At 76.4% G+C, this 18389-nt stretch carries 4 protein-coding genes; 1 reads left to right on the top strand and 3 read right to left on the bottom strand.

Translation table 11 applies throughout. From position 1 onward, the window contains the following. Positions 1–53: 53 nt before the first annotated feature. Positions 54–2255: a choline BCCT transporter BetT gene (gene betT, locus ACLFMI_RS00850; RefSeq protein WP_410945742.1), complete on the top strand. Its 2202-nt coding sequence runs from the start codon at positions 54–56 to the stop codon at positions 2253–2255. Positions 2256–2278: 23 nt separating this feature from the next. On the opposite strand, the gene ACLFMI_RS00845 is transcribed toward betT, so the two are convergent. The 3 genes from ACLFMI_RS00845 to ACLFMI_RS00835 form a co-directional block, all read right to left on the bottom strand. Further along, positions 2279–2812 carry a dihydrofolate reductase family protein gene (locus ACLFMI_RS00845; RefSeq protein WP_410945741.1) on the bottom strand — a complete coding sequence of 178 codons (534 nt, stop codon included), beginning with the start codon at positions 2810–2812 and terminating at the stop codon, positions 2279–2281. A 63-nt stretch (positions 2813–2875) separates the two neighbouring features. Next, on the bottom strand, positions 2876–4282 hold the full coding sequence (locus tag ACLFMI_RS00840; protein WP_410945740.1) for a GNAT family N-acetyltransferase: 1407 nt from the start codon (positions 4280–4282) through the stop codon (positions 2876–2878). Continuing rightward, positions 4279–18378 carry an amino acid adenylation domain-containing protein gene (locus ACLFMI_RS00835; RefSeq protein ID WP_458788569.1) on the bottom strand — a complete coding sequence of 4700 codons (14100 nt, stop codon included), beginning with the start codon at positions 18376–18378 and terminating at the stop codon, positions 4279–4281. Before ACLFMI_RS00835 ends, ACLFMI_RS00840 begins: the two co-directional genes overlap by 4 nt. Positions 18379–18389: the final 11 nt, after the last annotated feature.

The following is an 18389-nucleotide window of genomic DNA, read 5'->3' as shown; positions in this document are numbered from 1 at the left end:
CCAACGATCCGGTGCACCGTGGCGTCCGCGATCCCCGAGGAGGTCCAGACCGGATGAGTGACAGCCCGTCCCCCAGCACGGACGCCGCGCCCGGCGACGACGCCGGTGTCCCCGACGAGCCGGCGTCCCGGCTGAACCGGCCGGTCTTCTTCGGTTCCGCCATCGGCGTCCTGCTCGTGGCCGCCTGGGCGATCATCTTCCCGGAGAACGCCGACACCGTGATCGGCACGGTGGTCGGCTGGATCGCCACCGGTTTCGGCTGGTTCTACGTCCTGGTGGCGACCGCGGTCCTGGCGTTCGTGCTGTTCCTGGCGCTCTCCCGGTACGGCTCGATCAAGCTCGGGCCGGACCACTCCAAGCCGGACTACTCGAACCTGTCCTGGGCGGCGATGCTGTTCGCGGCGGGCATCGGCACCGACCTGATGTTCTTCTCGGTCGCCGAGCCGGTCACCCAGTACACCTCCCCGCCGGTCGGCGAGGGCGGCACCGTCGAGGCCGCCCGCGAGGCCACGGTGTGGACGCTGTTCCACTACGGCCTCACCGGCTGGGGCATGTACGCGCTGATGGGCATCGCGCTGGCCTACTTCGCCTTCCGCCGCGAGCTGCCGCTGTCGATCCGCTCGGCGCTCTACCCGCTGATCGGCAAGCGGGTGTTCGGACGGGTCGGGCACGCCGTCGACCTCGCCGCGGTGCTCGGCACCATCTTCGGCATCGCGACCTCCCTGGGCATCGCGGTGGTGCTGCTCAACGTCGGCCTGAACGTCATGTTTGGCGTGCCGCAGGGGTTGGGAGCGCAGACCGCCCTGGTCGTCGTCGCCGTGGTGATCGCGACGATCTCCGCGGTGTCCGGTGTGGACAAGGGCATCAAGCGCCTGTCCGAGCTGAACGTGGTCGCCGCGCTGGCGCTGGCCCTGTTCATCCTGATCACCGGGAACACGTCGTTCCTGCTCAACGCGCTCGTGACCAACCTCGGTGACTACCTGTCGAGCTTCCCGGCGCTGACCATGGAGACGTTCGCGTTCAACCAGAACGACCCGGCCGTCGGCGAGTGGCTCAACCTCTGGACGCTGTTCTTCTGGGCATGGTGGATCGCCTGGGCGTCGTTCGTCGGGCTGTTCCTGGCCCGGATCTCGCGCGGGCGGACGATCCGCCAGTTCGTCGTCGGCACCCTGGTGATCCCGTTCCTCTACATCCTGTTCTGGATCTCGATCTTCGGGAACGCCGCGCTGGACGCCGTCCGGTCCGGCGACGGCGAGCTCGCGAACCTGGCCCTCGAGCAGCCCGAGCAGGGCTTCTACGCGCTGCTGGCCGACTACCCGTGGGCCGGGTTCCTGGCCGGCCTGGCCACCCTGGCCGGGCTGCTGTTCTACGTGACCTCCGCGGACTCCGGCGCGCTGGTGATGGCCAACCTGACGTCGTACCGCAAGACCCCGCGGGACGACGCCGCGGTCCCCACCCGGATCTTCTGGGCGGCCGCGACCGGCCTGCTCACCCTCGGCATGCTGTTCGTCGGCGGGATCACCACGCTGCAGAACGCGACCGTGATCATGGGGCTGCCGTTCGGGTTCGTGATAGTGCTGGTGATGTTCGGCCTGTACAAGGCACTGCGCCTGGAGCGCAACCGCTCCGACAGCCGGCGGACCAGCCTGCCCGCGCTGCTGTCCGGGCGCAGCCACCCCGGCGGCCCCGGCGCCGGCCGGGCCGACGGCGCCGCCGGGCAGGACTGGCGAGAGCGGTTGCGCCGCACCATGGGCCATGCCGACTCCCACGGCGCGGACGAGTTCCTGGCCGGGACCGCGACGACCGTGCTGAACGACGTCGCCGAGGAGCTGCGCGCGCAGGGTGTCCCGACCCGGGTGCAGCGGTGCGACGAGGCCGACGCCCCGGAGATCGAGCCGGGCGAGGAGCGGCCGGAGGGGATGCAACCGCTGGAGCTGGTGGCCGATGTGCACGAGACGCTGCCGTTCGTCTACCGGCTGGTCCCCCGGATCACCGGGCTGCCCCGCTACCAGTCCGCCGACGGCGACGGCCCGGCCGGGGACACCGGCGGCAGCGCGATCCCGGCCGCGGCCGGGATCGAGACGGCCGAAGTGACCGACTGGACCGACCACCACCGCGTCGAGGTACACCTGCAGGGCGGCGGTCAGGGCTACACCGTGATGGGCTACGGCTACGGCCAGCTCGTCGACGACGTCCTCGACCGCTACGAGCAGCACCTGGAGCTGCTTCGCCTGGAGCGGGAGACCTCCGGCTGACCAGCGCCGGGGCACGGGCTCCGTCAGCCGATCCTCTCGTAGCGCAGGTACACGGTGCCGCCGCGGAAGGCGCGCTGCTCCATCAGCCGCAGCCGGAGGTCGGCGCCGGGCGGGAAGTACGGCTTGCCGCCACCGGTGAAGGCCGGCACCACGCTCGGGCGGAACTCGTCGATCAGGTCCAGTAGCGATGCGGCCAGTCCGGCCCCGCCGACGGCCAGGTCACCGTCGGTCTCCTTCTTGAGCCTGACCACCTCGTCGACCGCGTCGGCGCGGCGCACCAGCCGGCACCCGGGCGCGACCGACGCCAGCGAGTCGGAGAACACGATCCGCGGCGTCGCGGCGTACTCGCGGGCGAACTCCGCCTCCATCTCGGACCCGTCGGCCCGCTCCGGTGCCGTCCAGAACTCCTCCATATCCTCGTAGAGGCCACGGCCGAACAGGAACGCCGCCGTCTCGCGGGTCTGCTGGTTGGCGAAGCCGTGCACCTCCTCGTCCGGCTCGGAGAAGGTGATGCCACCGGTCGGGTCCTCGACGTAGCCGTCGAGGGAGATGCTCATCGCGTAGTTGAGGATGCCCATGGGGAGAGGACCGCCCGGCTCGTCCGAACTCATCGCCCCGTGTCAGCGGCCCCGCACCACGATCGCGGCGTCCTTGTGCGGCAGGGCGATCGTCTCGGCGTGGGTGAACCCGCCGCGGCGGAACGCCCCGAGCGCGGCGGCGTTGCGGGCGTCCGGCTCGGCGAGCAGCCGCGGGCAGCCGGGCTCGGCGGCCAGCAGCACCTCGGCGACCGCGCCGAGCAGCGCGCCCCCGGTGCCGCGGCGGTGCGCGGCGCCGACGCAGACGTGCACGCCGAGATCGTCCGGACCGGTCGCGAACGCGCGGGTCAGCGCGTGCCGGGCCGGGCGGTAGAACTCCAGGTAGGCGATCGGCCCGGCGGCGGGGTCGGTGGCGTCCTCGACGAGCACGGCCACGGTGCCGCTGCCGGGGCCGTGCCCGGCCAGCTCGCGGGCCCAGCGCTCGTCCGGCCAGGGCTGGCCGAAGAAGCGGGTCACTTCGGGTCGGCGCATCCAGCCGGCGACGGTGCGCAGGTCGGCGCCGTCCGGGCGGGCCCGGCGCAGCCGGAAGGGCCCGGCCCGCTCGGGCACCGGCGGGTCGGCGAGCGCGGTCGGCACGGCCGCCACCAGCGGGTTGCGGACCCGCTGCCGGGCCGCCGGGTGCAGCACCGGGCACCGCCACAGGTACGGGTCGTCCAGCCAGTCGACGAGCACGTCGCGAACCGGGCCGGGCGCCTCGTCGTCCCGGGCGGCGGCCAGGCGTCCGATCAGCGCGGCGAGCCGGGCCTGCTCGGTCGCCGGGCCGGGGTTTCCCGCGGCGACCCGCGGGAGCAGGCCGTCGAGCAGGACGGCCGCGAGATCGGTCCGCGACGCCGCCGCGGATCCGGTCGGTGTGCCGGAGCCGGCCGGGATGGCGCCGGCGTCGCCGACGAGGCGCCGGATCGCCTGCAGCGCGTGCTCGACGGCGGCCACCGGGTCCCGCGGGGCGTCCGGGCCGAGTACCGCTGCCGCCGATCCGTCCGGGTCGCACACAGCCGTTCCGTTCCGGCCACCGGGTGCCGTCGCGCCCGTCGACCAGCGGGTGTCCGGCCCCGGCGCCCCGTCACCCGCCCGTGCCCCGACCGGTCCGGCGGCCCCGGCGGCGCCGTCCGGATCGGACGGTGCGGAGCGCGCGGCCAGCTCGGCACGCAGTGCCGCGGCCAGCTCGTCCGGGCCGGGATCGGGGTCCAGGCCCCCGTCCGACGTGCCCAGCGCGATCCGGGCGAACCGGTGCACCCCCACCGGGGAGACGTGCGCGACGTCGGCGACCACGCTCATCCCGACCGCAGGCAGCGGCACCAGCAGCGGCCCGGTCACCGGCTCGGAGTGCGTGTCGCGCAACGCGTCCCGCAGCAGCTTCTGCGCCGCCACGCCGGCCTCCGGCGGGGCCGGCGCGGGCGGCCCCGCCTCGTTGACCCGCACCACCCGGGTCACCGGCGCACTGCCGCACGCAGCTCGGCGACCAGCTCGGCGGCCAAGTCCGCGACGTCGCCGGCCGTCCAGGCGGCGAGCCGGTGGGTCAGCTCCAGCACGATGGGTCCCTCTCCCTGCGGCTCGGCGACGCTCACGGTGAGGTCAGCGGTGGCTCCGCCGACGTCGAGCGCGTCCAGTGTGCCGAGCACCTGCTGCTCGGCCGCCAACCCGGTGTCCTCGTGCGGAACCAGCAGCACCGACGGCCGGACCCGCGCCGGGTCGGCGCCCCACACCTCGCGGGCGACCGCGGCGAACCCCACGTCGGTGTGGTCGTAGCCGGCCAGGTCGTCGGCGCGGGTGGCCCGCAGCAGCCCGGGGTCGAGGCCGCGGGAACCGGGGTGCACCGGCAGCAGCGCGACGTCCGCGACCCCGCCGACCAGGTCGGTCAGCGCGGCCTCGGTGCGCCCGGCGACGAACGACGCCGTCGGGACCGGGACCGGAGCGCCGCGACGGGCCAGGGCCACCGCCAGCGCGGCCTGCACGAGCGTGAACAGCCCGGACCGCTCGCGGCGGGCCAGCCCGGCCAGCTCGTCGCGCAGCTCCGGGTCCAGTTCGGCGACGACCGTCCCGGCCGCCGCCGGGTCCGGCTCCGCGGCGCCGGTCGCCGGGTCACCGGTCGCAGCGCCCGGTTGCGCGGTGCCGGCCGACTCGCCAGGCGCCGGGTCGCCGGTCGCGGGGCCCGCGGTTACCGGGCCACAGGCCCTACCGCCCGGTCGCGCGACGCCGGGCTCGGGGGCCCGGTCGGCGCACCGGTCTCCCGGCTCCGGGTCGACCGGTGCCGGCACCCCGGCCAGCGCGGCCCGCCAGTGCGCGATCGACCGGGCATAGCGGTCGCCCCCGTCGTGCTGTCCCCCGTCGTGCTGTCCCCCACCGGCCCGACCGGCGAGCGCGCACGCCCAGCGGGCGTGGTCGGTCGCGGTGACCGGCAGCGGGGTGAACCGCGGGGCGCGGCCGGTGCGGCGGGCGTCGTAGGCGGTGGCGAGGTCGCGCAGCAACGGCACCACCGACCACTCGTCGACACCCAGGTAGTGCAGCACGAGCACCAGCTCGTGACCGCCGTCCGGGCGGGTGTCGATGCTCGCTCCGCCTGCGCTCCGCTCGGTGGTGAGCACTGCGCGGAAGGGCGGCTCGCCGGTCAGGTCGAACGGTTCGCGGGCCAGCTCCGACGCCGGCCGGGCGCTCTCCACCAGGCCGGTGCCCCGGTCCCGCACCAGCCGCAGCGCCGTGTCCGGGCCGGGGGTGAACACCGTGCGCAGCGGCTCGTGCCGGTCGACGACGTCGTCCACCGCCGCGGCCAGCGCCGCGACGTCGTACGGCGTGTCCGGCCGCAACACCAGGGCGTGGTTCGGTCGCGGGTCGACCCGGTGCCGGGCCCAGCGCCACTCCTGCGCCGGTGCAAGCGGCTCGCCCCGCGGGTCCGCGGGCGGCCCGGCGACCAGCTCGGGCCGGTCCGAGGGCCGCTGCGCGAGGAGGCCGGCGAGCGCGGCGACGGTCGGGGCGTCGAACACGTCGCGCATCGACAGGTCCGCGCCGGTCCGGGCCCGCACCCGGGCGATCAGCCGCATCGCGGCCATCGAGTGCCCGCCGAGGGCGAAGAAGTCGTCCTCCGGGCCGACGGACTCCGGGTCCAGGCCGAGCACCTCCCCGACCAGGCCGGCGAGCCGGCGCTGCTCCGGCGTGCCGCCACCCCCGGAACCGGCGGCCCCCGGCAGCGGGAGCCGGTTCAGGGCGAGCCGGTCGAGCTTGCCGTTCGGGGTGAGTGGCAGCGGCCCGTCCAGCACGACGACGGCGCCCGGCACCAGCGCGGTCGGTAGCCGGTCCGCAGCGTGCGCACGCAGCTCCGCCGGGGCCGCACCGGCGCCGGGTTCGGGCACCACGTAGCCGGCCAGCCCGTCGCCGCGCGGGAGGACGACGGCCTGCCGCACGTCGTCGTGGTCGGCGAGCACGGCCGCGACCTCGCCGGGTTCCACCCGGTGCCCGCGGACCTTGACCTGCTCGTCGGTGCGGCCGAGGAAGTGCAGCTCCCCGCCGTGCCACCGGGCCCGGTCCCCGGTGCGGTAGAGCCGCGCCCCCGGCGGGCCCCACGGATCGGCGACGAACCGGTCCGCGGTGAGCCCGGCCCGGCCGCGGTAGCCGAGCGCGAGGCCGCGACCACCGACGTACAGCTCCCCCGCGACGCCGTCCGGGACCGGGTTCAGCCGCTCGTCGAGCAGCCGGACCACGGTGCCGGGGTCCGGGACGCCGATCGGGACGGGGCCGTCCCGATCGGGCCGGGCCGCCCAGAGCGTGGAGTTCACGGTCGCCTCGGTGAGCCCGTAACAGACCACCAGCGACACCCTCCCGGCCCAGCGGTCGACCAGGTCCGGCGGTACGGCCTCGGTGCCGACCAGCACGTGCAGCCCGCCGGGCAGCGCGGTGTCCGGGCCGAACGCGCCGAGCAGCGCGGGCGGGATCGCGGCGTGCGTGACGCCGTGCTCGTGCAGGAAGGCCGGCAGCTCCGGCCCGGCAGTGCGCACGTCGTCCGGGGCGATCACCAGCCGGCCGCCGGCGCCGAGCGCCATCGCCAGCTCGAACACGACGACGTCGAACCCGGCCGAGGCGAACTGCAGCACCCGCGAATCCGCATCGACGCCGAACCGCTCGGCGGCCAGCTCGGTGAGCACGCCGACGCCGTCGTGCGGCACCAGCACCGCCTTCGGCCGGCCGGTGGAGCCGGAGGTGTAGATCAGGTACGCCGGGTCGTCCGGGCCGAGGTCGACCGGCTCCGGCGCGCCGGCCGAGGCCCCGGGAGCCGGCCGCAGCCGGGGAAGCCCCTCGACCCGCGGGATCCGGTCGTCGCACTCGACGGCGACCACTAGCGCGCGAGCTCCCGCGTCGGTGAGCTGGAAGGCGATCCGCTCCTCGGGGTGCGCGGGGTCGAGCGGCAGCCAGACCGCGCCGAGCCGCCACAGCCCGAGCACGGTCGCGACCAGGCCGGCGTCCCGCCCGACCGCGACGGCGACGACCTCGCCCCGCCCGATCCCGGCCGCGGCCAGGTGCGCGGCGGCGGCCCCGGCACGGGCGTCCAGGTCGGCGTAGGACAGGTCGCCCGCGGTGTCGGTGACCGCGACGGCGTCCGGGGTCGCGTCCGCCCACCGGGCGACCACCGCGGACAGCGGGCCGGGGAACGTGCCGCCGGCGTCCCGGTCCCCGGAGCGGTCGGTCAGCGCGCGGTGCTCGTCCGCGGTGAGCAGGTCGATCCCGCCGAGCGGGGCGTCCGGCTCGGTGGTGAAGGACGCGGCCAGCGCCGCGAACCGGGCGGCGAGTGCCTCGGCGGTGGCCCTGTCGAACCGCTCCGTGGAGTACTCCAGATGCAGCGCGAGGTCCTCCGCCGTCTCGACGAAGGAGAAGACCAGGTCGAACTTCGCGGTCGTCGCCTCGATCGGCTCCTCGGTCGCGGTCACCCCGGGCAGGGCCAGGATCTCGCCGCCGGGCCGGGCGTGGTGCGCCACCATCACCTGGAACAGCGGGTTGCGGCCGGGCTCGCGACGTGGGTTGACCCGTTCGACGACGTCCTGGTGCGGCACCTCGGCGTGCGCGAACGCGGCCAGGTCGGCGTCCCGGACCCGGGCGAGGAGCTGCGCCGGGGTGGGGTCGCCGGAGGTGTCGGTGCGCAGCACCACGGTGTCGACGAAGAACCCGACCAGGTCCTCCAGCCGCTCGTCGGTGCGGCCGGTCACCGGGGCGCCGAGCGGCAGGTCCGTGCCCGCACCGAGCCGGGTCAGCAGCGCCGCGACCGCGGCGTGCAGGACCAGGAACGGGCTGGCGCCGTGCTCGCGGGCCAGCGCGTGCACCCCGTCGCGCACGGCGGCCGGCAGCCGTTCCTCGACCAGCCCACCGGCGAAGGTCGGGCGGGCCGGGCGCGGCCGGTCGGCGGGCAGCTCGATCTCCTCCGGCGCGCCGGCCAGGTTCTCCTCCCACCAGGCGAGCCGGTCGTGTGCGAGCGACGCCGGGTCGTCCGGGTCACCGAGCAGCTCGGCCTGCCAGAGCGTGTGGTCGCCGTACTGCACCGGCAGCGGGTCCCAGGCCGGGGCGGTGCCCTCGATGCGGGCGGCGTAGGCGGTGGCGAGGTCGTCGAGCAGCGGGCGGTCCGACCACTCGTCGGTGGCGATGTGGTGCAGCATCAGCACCAGCACATGCTCGGTGACCCCGAGCCGCAGGACCGTGGTCCGGATCGGGATGTCCCGGGCCAGGTCGAACGGCCGGTCGGCCTCCGCCGCGACCAGCCCGGCGACCTCGTCGGTGTCCGCGTCGACGACGGCGAAGGGCACCCGCGGCGGCGGGAGGATCCGCTGCCGCGGCCCGGCCTCCTCGATGACGGTGCGCAGCGCCTCGTGCCGGGCGACGACGTCGTCCAGCGCGGCGGACAGCGCCGCGGTGTCGAGCTCGCCCCGCAGCCGCAGGGTCAGCGGGAAGTTGTAGGCCGCCCCGCCGCCGTGCTGGGACACCAGCCAGAGCCGGGACTGCGCCGCGGACAGCGGCAGCGTGTCCGGACGCTCCCGTGCCACGAGCTCCGGCCGGGCCTGCTGCGGCCCCGCTGCGCCGGACCGGGCCGCGAGCAGCTCCGGGGTGGGTGCGGCGAACAGGTCGCGCAGCGCCATGTCGGCGCCGAGCGCGGTCCGCGCCCGGGACAGCAGCCGGGTGGCCAGCAGCGAGTGCCCGCCCAGGTCGAAGAAGTCGTCGGTCGGCCCGACCCGCTCCAGCTCCAGGACCTGCGCGAACAGCCCGCACAGGGTCTCCTCGGCCGGCGTCGCCGGCGGGCGGCCCTGGCCGGCCGGGGCCAGGTCGGGGGCCGGCAACGCGCCGGTGTCGAGCTTGCCGTTGACGGTCAGCGGCAGGTCGTCCACGACGACGACCGCGGCCGGCACCAGGTGGTCGGGCAGCCTGTCCCGCAGCCTGTCGCGCAGCCGTACCGGCAGGTCCGAGACGCCCCCGGACGCGGCACCGTCCGTTCCGGCCGGCGGGGCGGCCGCGTCGCCTGCTCCCTGCGGCACGACGTAGCCGACGAGCCTCGCGATCCCGCCGGGTCCGGACCGGTCGGCGACGACCGCGGCCCGCGCGACCGCCGGGTCGGCGTCGAGCAGCGACGCGACCTCGCCGGGCTCCACCCGGTGCCCGCGGATCTTGACCTGGTCGTCGGTGCGGCCGAGGAAGTCCAGGATCCCGTCCCCGTCCGGGCCGGGGCGGCGCCGCACCAGGTCACCGGTGCGGTACATCCGGCCGCCCGGGGCCCACGGGTCGGCGACGAACCGGTCCGCGGTCAGGCCGTAGCGGCCCAGGTAGCCGCGGGCCAGGCCGTCACCGGCGATGTAGAGCTCGCCGGGCACGCCGTCCGGGACCGGCCGCAGCCAGGCGTCCAGGACGTGCGCGGTGGTGTTGGTGATCGGCCGGCCGACCGCGGGGGTGTCCGAGTCGGTGGTGCCCGCGCCGAGGGTGTTGATCGTGTACTCGGTGGGGCCGTAGAGGTTGTAGCCGAGCACGCCGTCGGCGTCGCGCAGCGCGGTCCAGACGGCGTCGGACACCGCCTCGCCGCCGAGCAGCACCAGCGGCATCGGGCGCCGCGCGAGCAGCCCGCCCTCGAGCAGCGCCGCGGCGTAGGTCGGGGTCACGTTGACCACGTCGACCTCGTTCGCGTCGCAGTAGGCGACCAGGCGTTCGGCGTCGCGGCGCAGTGCCTCGTCGGCGACGTGCACCTCGTGTCCCTCGACCAGCCAGAGCAGCTCCTCCCAGCTCATGTCGAAGGCGAACGACACGGTGTGCGCCACCCGCAGCCGGGCGTGCGGGCCGCGCCGGGACCGGACGTCGGCCACGACCGGGTCGAAGATCTCCGCGCGGTGGTTGAGCTGCATGTTCGTCAGGCCCCGGTACGGGGTGACGACGCCCTTCGGCTTCCCGGTGGAGCCAGAGGTGTAGATGACGTAGGCGGGCACGTCGAGCCGGCCGGGAGTGCCCGGTGCGAACGCGCCCAGCTCGGCGTCGGTCAGCGGCCCGCCGTCGAGCCCGGCCCGCTCGTCGGCGGTGGCCGGGTCGTCGAGGCGCACCGCGGGGACGCCGGCGCCGGCCAGGGTCGGTGCGACGGCGGTGGTGCTCAGCAACGCGACCGGGTGGGCGTCGCGCATCGTCTCGACCAGCCGGGCGGGCGGGTGGTCCAGCTCGAGGGGCAGGTAGGCCGCCCCGGTCCGCAGGATCGCGAACAGCGCGATCACCGTCTCGTGCGAACGGGGCAGCCCCAGCGCGACGACGGTCTCCGGGCCGGCGCCGCGGGCCAGCAGCAGCCGGGCGGTGCGGTTCACCGCGGCGTCCAGCTCGGCGTAGGTCAGCCGGTCAGATCCGGAGACCAGGGCGAGGTCGTCCGCGGCGACCGCGGCCCGCCCGGCGAGCAGGTCGGCGATCGTGTCGTCGCCGAGGTCGACGGTGCCGCCGTCCCGGGTCCGGGTGACGGCGGCCCGCTCGGCGCCGGCCAGTGGGTCGAGCGCCGCGACCGGGGCGTCCGGGGCGTCCAGCAGCCCGGACAGCAGCCGCTCGACGCGGCCCATCCAGGCCGCGGCGGCGACGTCGCCGACGGTGTGCGACAGCGTGATCCGGAACCGCTCGCCGGGGGTGACGATCAGCGTGAGCGGGTAGTGGGTGGCGTCGGCGTTCTCCAGACCGGTGATCCCGTGCCGCTCGCCGAGCTCGGCGATCCGCTGCTCGCCGCCCTCCGGCCGGTAGACGTAGAGGGTGTCGAACAGGGTCCGGTGCCCGGCCAGGCGCTGGATCTCCCCCAGCCCGACGGTCTCGTGCGGCAGCAGCGCGAGCCGCTCGTCCTGCACCCGGGACAGCAGCGCGCCACCGGTCTCGCCGGGGTGCAGCACCACCCGGGCCGGGACGGTGTTGAGGAACAGCCCGATCACGTTCTCGACGTCCGGCACCGCCGCGGGACGGCCCGCGACCGAGGTGCCGAACACGACGTCGGTCCGCCCGGTCCCGGCGGCCAGGGCCAGCGCCCAGACCGTGGACAGCACGGTGTTCGGGGTGACGCCGCGGTCGCGGGCCAGCTCCCGGAGCCGGGCCGAGGTGGCGGCGTCGAGGTCGAGGTGGGTCTCGGTGACCGGGCCCGGCTCGGTGACCGGGGCCGGCCCGGCCAGGGTCGGCTCGTCCAGCCCGGCGAGCGCGGTGCGCCAGGCCGCGCGGCCCGGCTCCGGGTCGCGGGCGGCGAGCCAGGCCAGCAGGTCGCGGTAGCTCCCGCCCGGTTCCGGGCGGATCTCGCCGTCGTAGGCGGCGAACAGGTTCTCCAGGAACAGCCAGGCCGACCAGCCGTCCCAGATCAGCAGGTGCCGGTGGATCAGTACCCGGTCCCGGCCGTCGTGGCGGAGCACGGTGATCCGGAACAGCGGCGGCGCGGCGAGGTCGATCGGTGCGGTGCGGTCGGCCTCGGTGCGCCGGTCGAGCTCGTCGACGGAGGCGACCTCGACCAGCTCGACCGCCGCTGCCAGGTGTTCCGCGACGAACTGGACGGGCTCGTCGAGGCCGTCATCGGTGAACCCGGCGCGCAGTGCGGGGTGCCGCTCCAACATGGTCGCGACGGCGGGGCGGAACCGGTCGAGGTCCAGCTCGTGGTCGAGTTCCACGGTCTCCTGGACGGTGTAGACGTCGTGCTCGGCGCCGTCCAGGGTGGCGTGGAAGTAGAGGCCCTCCTGCAGCGGCGACAGCGGCCACACCTCGGCGATCTCCGTACCCGCCACCTCGCGGACCCGCTCGGGGACCCCGGGCTCCGGCGCGGGCAGCGGCGGCAGCGCGTCCGCGGTCTCCCCCGCCCCGGCCGCGACGGCGGCCGGGGTGCGCCCGCTCAGCACGGCGGCGGGACCGACGTCCAGGCCGGCGCGGCGGGCCCGCGAGGACACCGCGATCGAGGTGATCGAGTCGCCGCCGAGGGCGAGGAAGTCGTCGTCCGGAGCGACCGTGTCGCGGCCCAGTACCTCGGCGAACGCGGCGCACAGAGTGCGCTCGGCCTCGGTGGCGGGCTCGCGGGCGGGCCCGGCCGGTGTCGCGCCGGGAGCCGGCAGCGCCGCACGGTCGAGCTTGCCGTTCGGGGTGAGCGGCAGGTCGTCGAGCACGACGACGGCCGCCGGCACCATCGCTTCCGGCAGCCACGCGGCCAGTGCGCCCCGCAACGCGGCGCCGTCCGCGGTGCCCACCGCGTACCCGACCAGGACAGGGGCCGGGCCGTCCCGGCGGACGACGACCGCGGCGCGCTCGACGCCGTCCAGCGCGCCCAGCCCGGCCTCGACCTCGCCCAGCTCGATCCGCTGTCCGCGGATCTTGACCTGGCCGTCGTCGCGGCCCAGGTAGTCCAGCTCGCCGCCGGTCCGGCGCACGACATCGCCGGTGCGGTAGAGCCGCTCCCCCGGCGCCCCGAACGGGTCGGCGACGAACCGGTCCGCGGTCAGCCCGGCCCGGGCGTGGTAGCCGCGGGCCAGCTGCACCCCGGCCAGGTACAGCTCGCCGGGGACGCCGTCCGGGACCGGGCGCAGGCACCCGTCGAGCACGTGGGTGCGGGTGTTGGCCACCGGCGCCCCGATCGGGACGGTGCCGCCCGGGGCGGCCGGCACCGGGTATGCGGTCACGTCGACGGCCGCCTCGGTGGGGCCGTAGAGGTTGTGCAGCGCGACGCCGGTCAGCTCGTGCCAGCGCCGGGCCGCCGCGGCGGGCAGCGCCTCGCCGGAGCAGAACACCCGACGCAGCGGGGCGGCCCACGACGGGTCGGCGGTGACCCGCTCGGCGGCCAGGAACCCCTCCAGCATCGAGGGCACGAAGTGCATCGTGGTGACCCGCTCGTCGCGGACCAGGTCCGCGAGGTATTCGGGGTCGCGGTGCCCGCCGGAGCGGGCCAGCACGGTCGTCGCGCCCTGCGCGGGGCCCCAGAAGAACTCCCACACCGAGACGTCGAACCCGGCCGGGGTCTTCTGCAGCACCCGGTCGTCGGCGCCCAACGGGTAGGCGTCCTGCATCCAGTCCAGCCGGTTGCCGATCGCGCGGTGGCTGACCACGACGCCCTTCGGCCGGCCGGTCGAGCCGGAGGTGTAGATCAGGTAGGCGGCGTCGTCCGGGTCCGGGACGGGCAGCCGGGCCGGCACCGAGCCGGCCGCGAGATCGGCGACGGCGAGCCGGGTGACGCCGGGCAGCTCCGGCAGCGGGTCGTCCCCGCTGCCGACGAGCCCGCTGTCGACGAGAACCGTGCCGACTCCGGCGTCGCCGGCGATGTGGGCCAGCCGCTCGGCGGGGTGCTCCGGGTCCAGCGGCAGGTAGGCTGCACCGGCCCGGACGACCCCGAGCAGCGCCACCATCAGCTCCGTCGAGCGGGGTACCGCGACGCCCACCACGCCGCCGGCACCGCGCTCGCGCAGCGCCCCGGCCAGCGCCGCCGAGCGCCGGTCCAGCTCGGCCGCGGTGAGCTCGCCGTCCGGGGCGACGACGGCGGTCGCGCCCGGATCCCGGGCCAGGCCGTCGGCGACCCGTTCGGCCAGCGTGCGGGTGTCGAGCGGACGGGTCGGCCCGGCCGCCGGTTCGGCGCCGGCCCGCACCGGCAGCGCGGCGAGCGCGCGGTCCGGGGCGCCGACGAGGGCGTCGATCCGGTCCTGCAGCAGCCGCACCAGCAGGTCGGCGGTCGCGGGGCCGACCCGGAGCGGGTCGTGCTTGAGCGTGATCGTCGTCTCCGGCCCGGTCCCGACGACGACGGCGACCGGGTAGTGCACCGCGTCCCGCACCTCGACGTCGCCGATCTCGAGGCCGCCGATCTCGAGGTCACCGCTCTCGAACTGCCCACCGGACGGTTCCGGCGCCGGGAAGTTCTCCACCACGACGATCGAGTCGAACAGCTCGCCGTGGCCGCGCTGCAGGTCGGCGAGCCGGACCTGCGGGTGGTCGAGCACCGCGGTCCGCCCGGCCTGCATCCGGCGCATCGCCGCCGACAGCGGCTCGCCGGGGATCCGGCGCAGCCGCACCGGGACGGTGTTCACGAACAGGCCGACGGCTTCGCCGATCCCGTCGACGGCGGCGTCCCGGCCGGACACGGTGCTGCCGACCAGTACCTCCCGGGCGCCGGTGAGGTCGCCGACGACCAGGCTCCAGGCGGTGTGCAGCAGCGTCGACGGTGTGACGTCGTGCGCGCGGGCGGCCCGGTCCAGCGCGGCGGTCGCGGCCCGGTCCAGGTTGATGACCTTCGTCGCGTGCGGGCCGCGGGGGTGGCCCTCCGGCATCGCTTTGCTCTGAACACCTCCGCGCGCCGGGAGGGCGTCCAGCAGCCGGACCGGTTCGGCGCCGGCCAGCTCGGCGTCCCACACCGCGCGGGCCTCGGCGCGGGCGTCCGGGGCGTCGAGCGCGGCCAGGTGGTCGAACCAGGCGCGCAGCCGCGCCTGCGGGGCCGGGTCGGACCCGGGCGCGGTCCCGGCACGGCGGGCGGAGTAGGCCGCGTGCAGCTCGCCGACCAGCAGCGCGACCGACCAGCCGTCCAGCACGGCGTGTTGGAAGGTCAGCGCGAGCCGGGCCCGGCCGGGCCCGGTGCGCAGCAGCGCGGCCCGCAGCAGCGGCGGGCGCGCCAGGTCGAACGGGCGGGCCCGCTCGGCGTCCAGCACCGGGGTCGGGTCGGCGCCGCCGGTGAGATCGTGCTCGCTCCAGGGCAGCGTGACGCGGTCGGCGACGGCCTGCACGACGCGGCCGTCGGCGCGCTGGGCGAACCCGGCCCGCAGCTGCGGGTGCCGGTCCAGAAGGTCCGCGACGGCGTCCCGCACGGCGGCCGGGTCGAGGTCGGGCGCGGTCAGGTCGAGCACCTCCTGCACCACGTAGGAGGTGTCGGCGGGGTCCAGCGCGGCGTGGAAGAAGAACCCCTCCTGCAACGGCGACACCGGTCCGACGGCCGCGATCCCGTCCAGGGCACCGAGCGCATCGCGGGCCGCGTCGTCCAGCTCGACGGCCGCGGCCCCGTCCGCTGCGCCGAGGTACGCAGAGCAAACCGAGGCCAGGGCACCCGGCGTGCGGTACGTGAACACCTGCCGCGGGGTGATCGACAGGCCGGCCTCGCGGGCCCGCACGACCAGCCGGATCGACAGCACGGAGTCGCCGCCGAGGGCGAAGAAGTCGTCGTCGACACCGAGCCCCGGCACCCCGAGCACCTCGGACGCGCACGTGCAGAGCAGCTCCTCGCGCGGGGTGCCCGGCCGGGTGCCCCGCACCTGCGCGGTCAGGTCCGGGGTGGGCAGCGCGGCCCGGTCGGTCTTGCCGTTGGCAAGCACCGGGATCGCCGGCACCGGGACCACCGCGGCGGGGACCATCCACTCCGGCAGCTGCCCGCGCAGGTGCTCGCGCAGCGCGCCGACCAGCACGTCGACGTCGCGGAACGGGGCCGGGCGGTGCACCGGCTCGGCCGCAGCGGTCGGCCGGTAGAGCGGCCCGGCCGTCGCCCCGGGCCGGGTGAAGACGAGCTCGACGGTGGGCTCCGGACCCCAGGTGCCCTCGGCGGTGTAGCCGAGCGACTCCCCGAGCCGCAGAAGCTCCTCCGGGTCCGCACCGGACGCCGGCGCCGGCTCGCCGTCGATCCGGGCCCGGCTAGACCGGTCCGCTACCGACCGCAGGTCCGGGACCCCGACGACGCGCAGCGCGTCCGGCCGCACACCGAGCGCCCCGCGCACCGCCTCGGTCAGCGTCCCGGCGCTCGCCCCGCACCCCTCCCAACTCAACACGACCGCCTCCACCCGCCGGGTGGCACGTCCCGCCGGCTCGTGGCACGCGGCGTCCCCGCGCGGCGCGGGCTGCGTGGCGTGCTGTGCGGGGTGCCGGTGCGCTGCGAGGGGGGAGTCCGTGCCGGCCGCATCCGGGGCGGGGTCGGGGCGCAGCACGACGTCGTAGCGGTAGCGGGACAGCTCGTCGTGCGCGGTCGCCCGCTTGATCCGGATCTCGGCGTCGGCGAACCCGTCGAGGCCGGCGAAGAAGTCCGGGTGGCAGAGCAGCTCGCCCTCCCAGGCCACGGCCGCGTCCAGGTCGCCGCGCAGGCCGGCCGGGTCGGCGTGCGGCCGGCGCGCGTCGAGCACCCCGGCCCGGAACGTGCGCAGTAGCCCGGCGTGCCGGACGTCGCCCAGGAAGATCGCGCCGCCCGGCGCCAGCAGCGCGGCGGCCCGGCGCAGCACGTCGGTCAGGTACTCGGGGCCCGGGAAGTACTGTGCCACCGAGTTGATCACAATGGTGTCGAACGGCCCGTCGACGCCGTCGAGCTCGTGCGCGGCGGCGGCGTGCAGCTCGACGAGGTCGCGCAGCTCCGGCCGCGCGTCCACCCACCGGCCGAGCGCGGCGACGGCCTCGGCGGAGAGGTCGGTGCCGACGTAACGCGGGCAGTCCGGGCCGCCGGCCAGCTCGGCGAGCAGCAACCCGTTGCCGACGCCGAGCTCCAGGACCCGGCCCGGGCCGAGCGCGTGGATCCGCTCGACGGTGGCGTCCCGCCAGGCGCGCATGTCGTCGCGCGGGATGGCGGTGCCGTCGTAGGTGGAGTTCCAGCCGGCGAAGCCGCCCTCGTAGCCGGTCGGGTCGCCGTCCGGGGCCGAGGTCGCCGCGTAGAGCAGCTCGTGCACGTCCTTCCAGGCGGTGACCTGCTCGGAGCCGTCCCCGGCGTCGCGCGCAGGCACCGCCCACGCGGCCAGCCGCCGGTCCCCCGGCGCGGGCTCGTGCACCCCGACGACGGCATCGGCCACGTGTGGGTGCGCGCGCAGCACCGACTCGATCTCCCCCGGCTCGATCCGGTACCCGCGGACCTTGAGCTGGTCATCGGCGCGGCCGAGGAACTCCAGCTCGCCGGCCTCGTCCTGTCGGACCAGGTCGCCGGTGCGGTACAGCCGCTCCCCCGGCGCGCCGAACGGATCGGCGACGAACCGGTCCGCGGTCTGGCCGGGCCGGTTCAGGTAACCCCGTGCCAGGCCGGGCCCGCCCAGGTAGAGCTCGCCGGGATCGCCCTCGTCGACCGGGCGCAGGTCCGGGCCGAGCACATGCGCGGTCGTCATCGGGTCCGGGACGCCGATCGGCACCGTCGTCCCGGTCCGGGCCGGGTCGCACTCGCCGAGGGTGGAGTTCACCGTCGCCTCGGTCGGGCCGTAGGCGTTGACCATCCGCCGGTCCCGGCCCCAGCGTGCGACCAGCTCCGGCGAGACCCGCTCGGTGCCCGCGAGCAGGGTGGCCCGGGGCAGGTCGACGTCCGGCGGCAGCGCGGCCAGCAACGCCGGCGGCAGCGCCATCACGGTCACGCCGTGGTCGCGGGCGTAGTCCGCCAGCTCCGGGCCGGGCAGCCGCAGCTCGGTGGGCACCAGCACCAGCCGCCCGCCGGAGAGCAGCGCCATGCACAGCTCCCAGAACGCGACGTCGAACCCGGTCGAGGCGAACCCGAGGACCCGGTCGGCCGGGCCGACGCCGAGGCGCTCGGTCTGGGTGGCGACGAGCCCGGCGACGCCGGCGTGGGTCAGCACCACACCCTTCGGCCGGCCGGTCGAGCCGGACGTGTGGATCACGTAGGCGGCCGACCGGTGGTCGATGCCGGTCGTCGTGGCGGGTGCGGCGGCAGCGATCCCGGCCCGGTCGGCGTCGTCGTCGAGCAGCACCGCGGGCAGCTCACCGGGCAGCTCAGCGGCGACCTCGCGGGTGCTCAGCAGCAGGGCGGGCCGGGCGTCGTCGAGCACCTGCCCGGTCCGGGCGGACGGCTGGTCCGGGTCCACCGGCAGGTAGGCCGCGCCGGAACGCAGGATCGCCACCTGCGCGACGACCAGGTCGATCCCGCGCGGCACGGCCAGCGCGACCAGGGTCTCCGGGCCCGCCCCGCGCGCCACCAGCACCGACGCCAGCCGCGCGGTAAACGCATCCAGCTCGGCGTAGGTGAGCGAGGAGTCACCACAGACGACGGCGACCGCGTCCGGGGCCGCGGCCACCCGTTCTGCGAACAGCTCGGGCCAGGTGGCGAGGCTGTTCGACGGGCTCGCGGACGGGGACGGCAGCGTGCGGGTCACGGTCGGCTCCT

The sequence above is a fragment of the Pseudonocardia nantongensis genome (assembly GCF_046546495.1).
Lineage (GTDB): Bacteria > Actinomycetota > Actinomycetes > Mycobacteriales > Pseudonocardiaceae > Pseudonocardia > Pseudonocardia nantongensis.
This window is presented reverse-complemented; position numbering and strand designations above follow the sequence as displayed.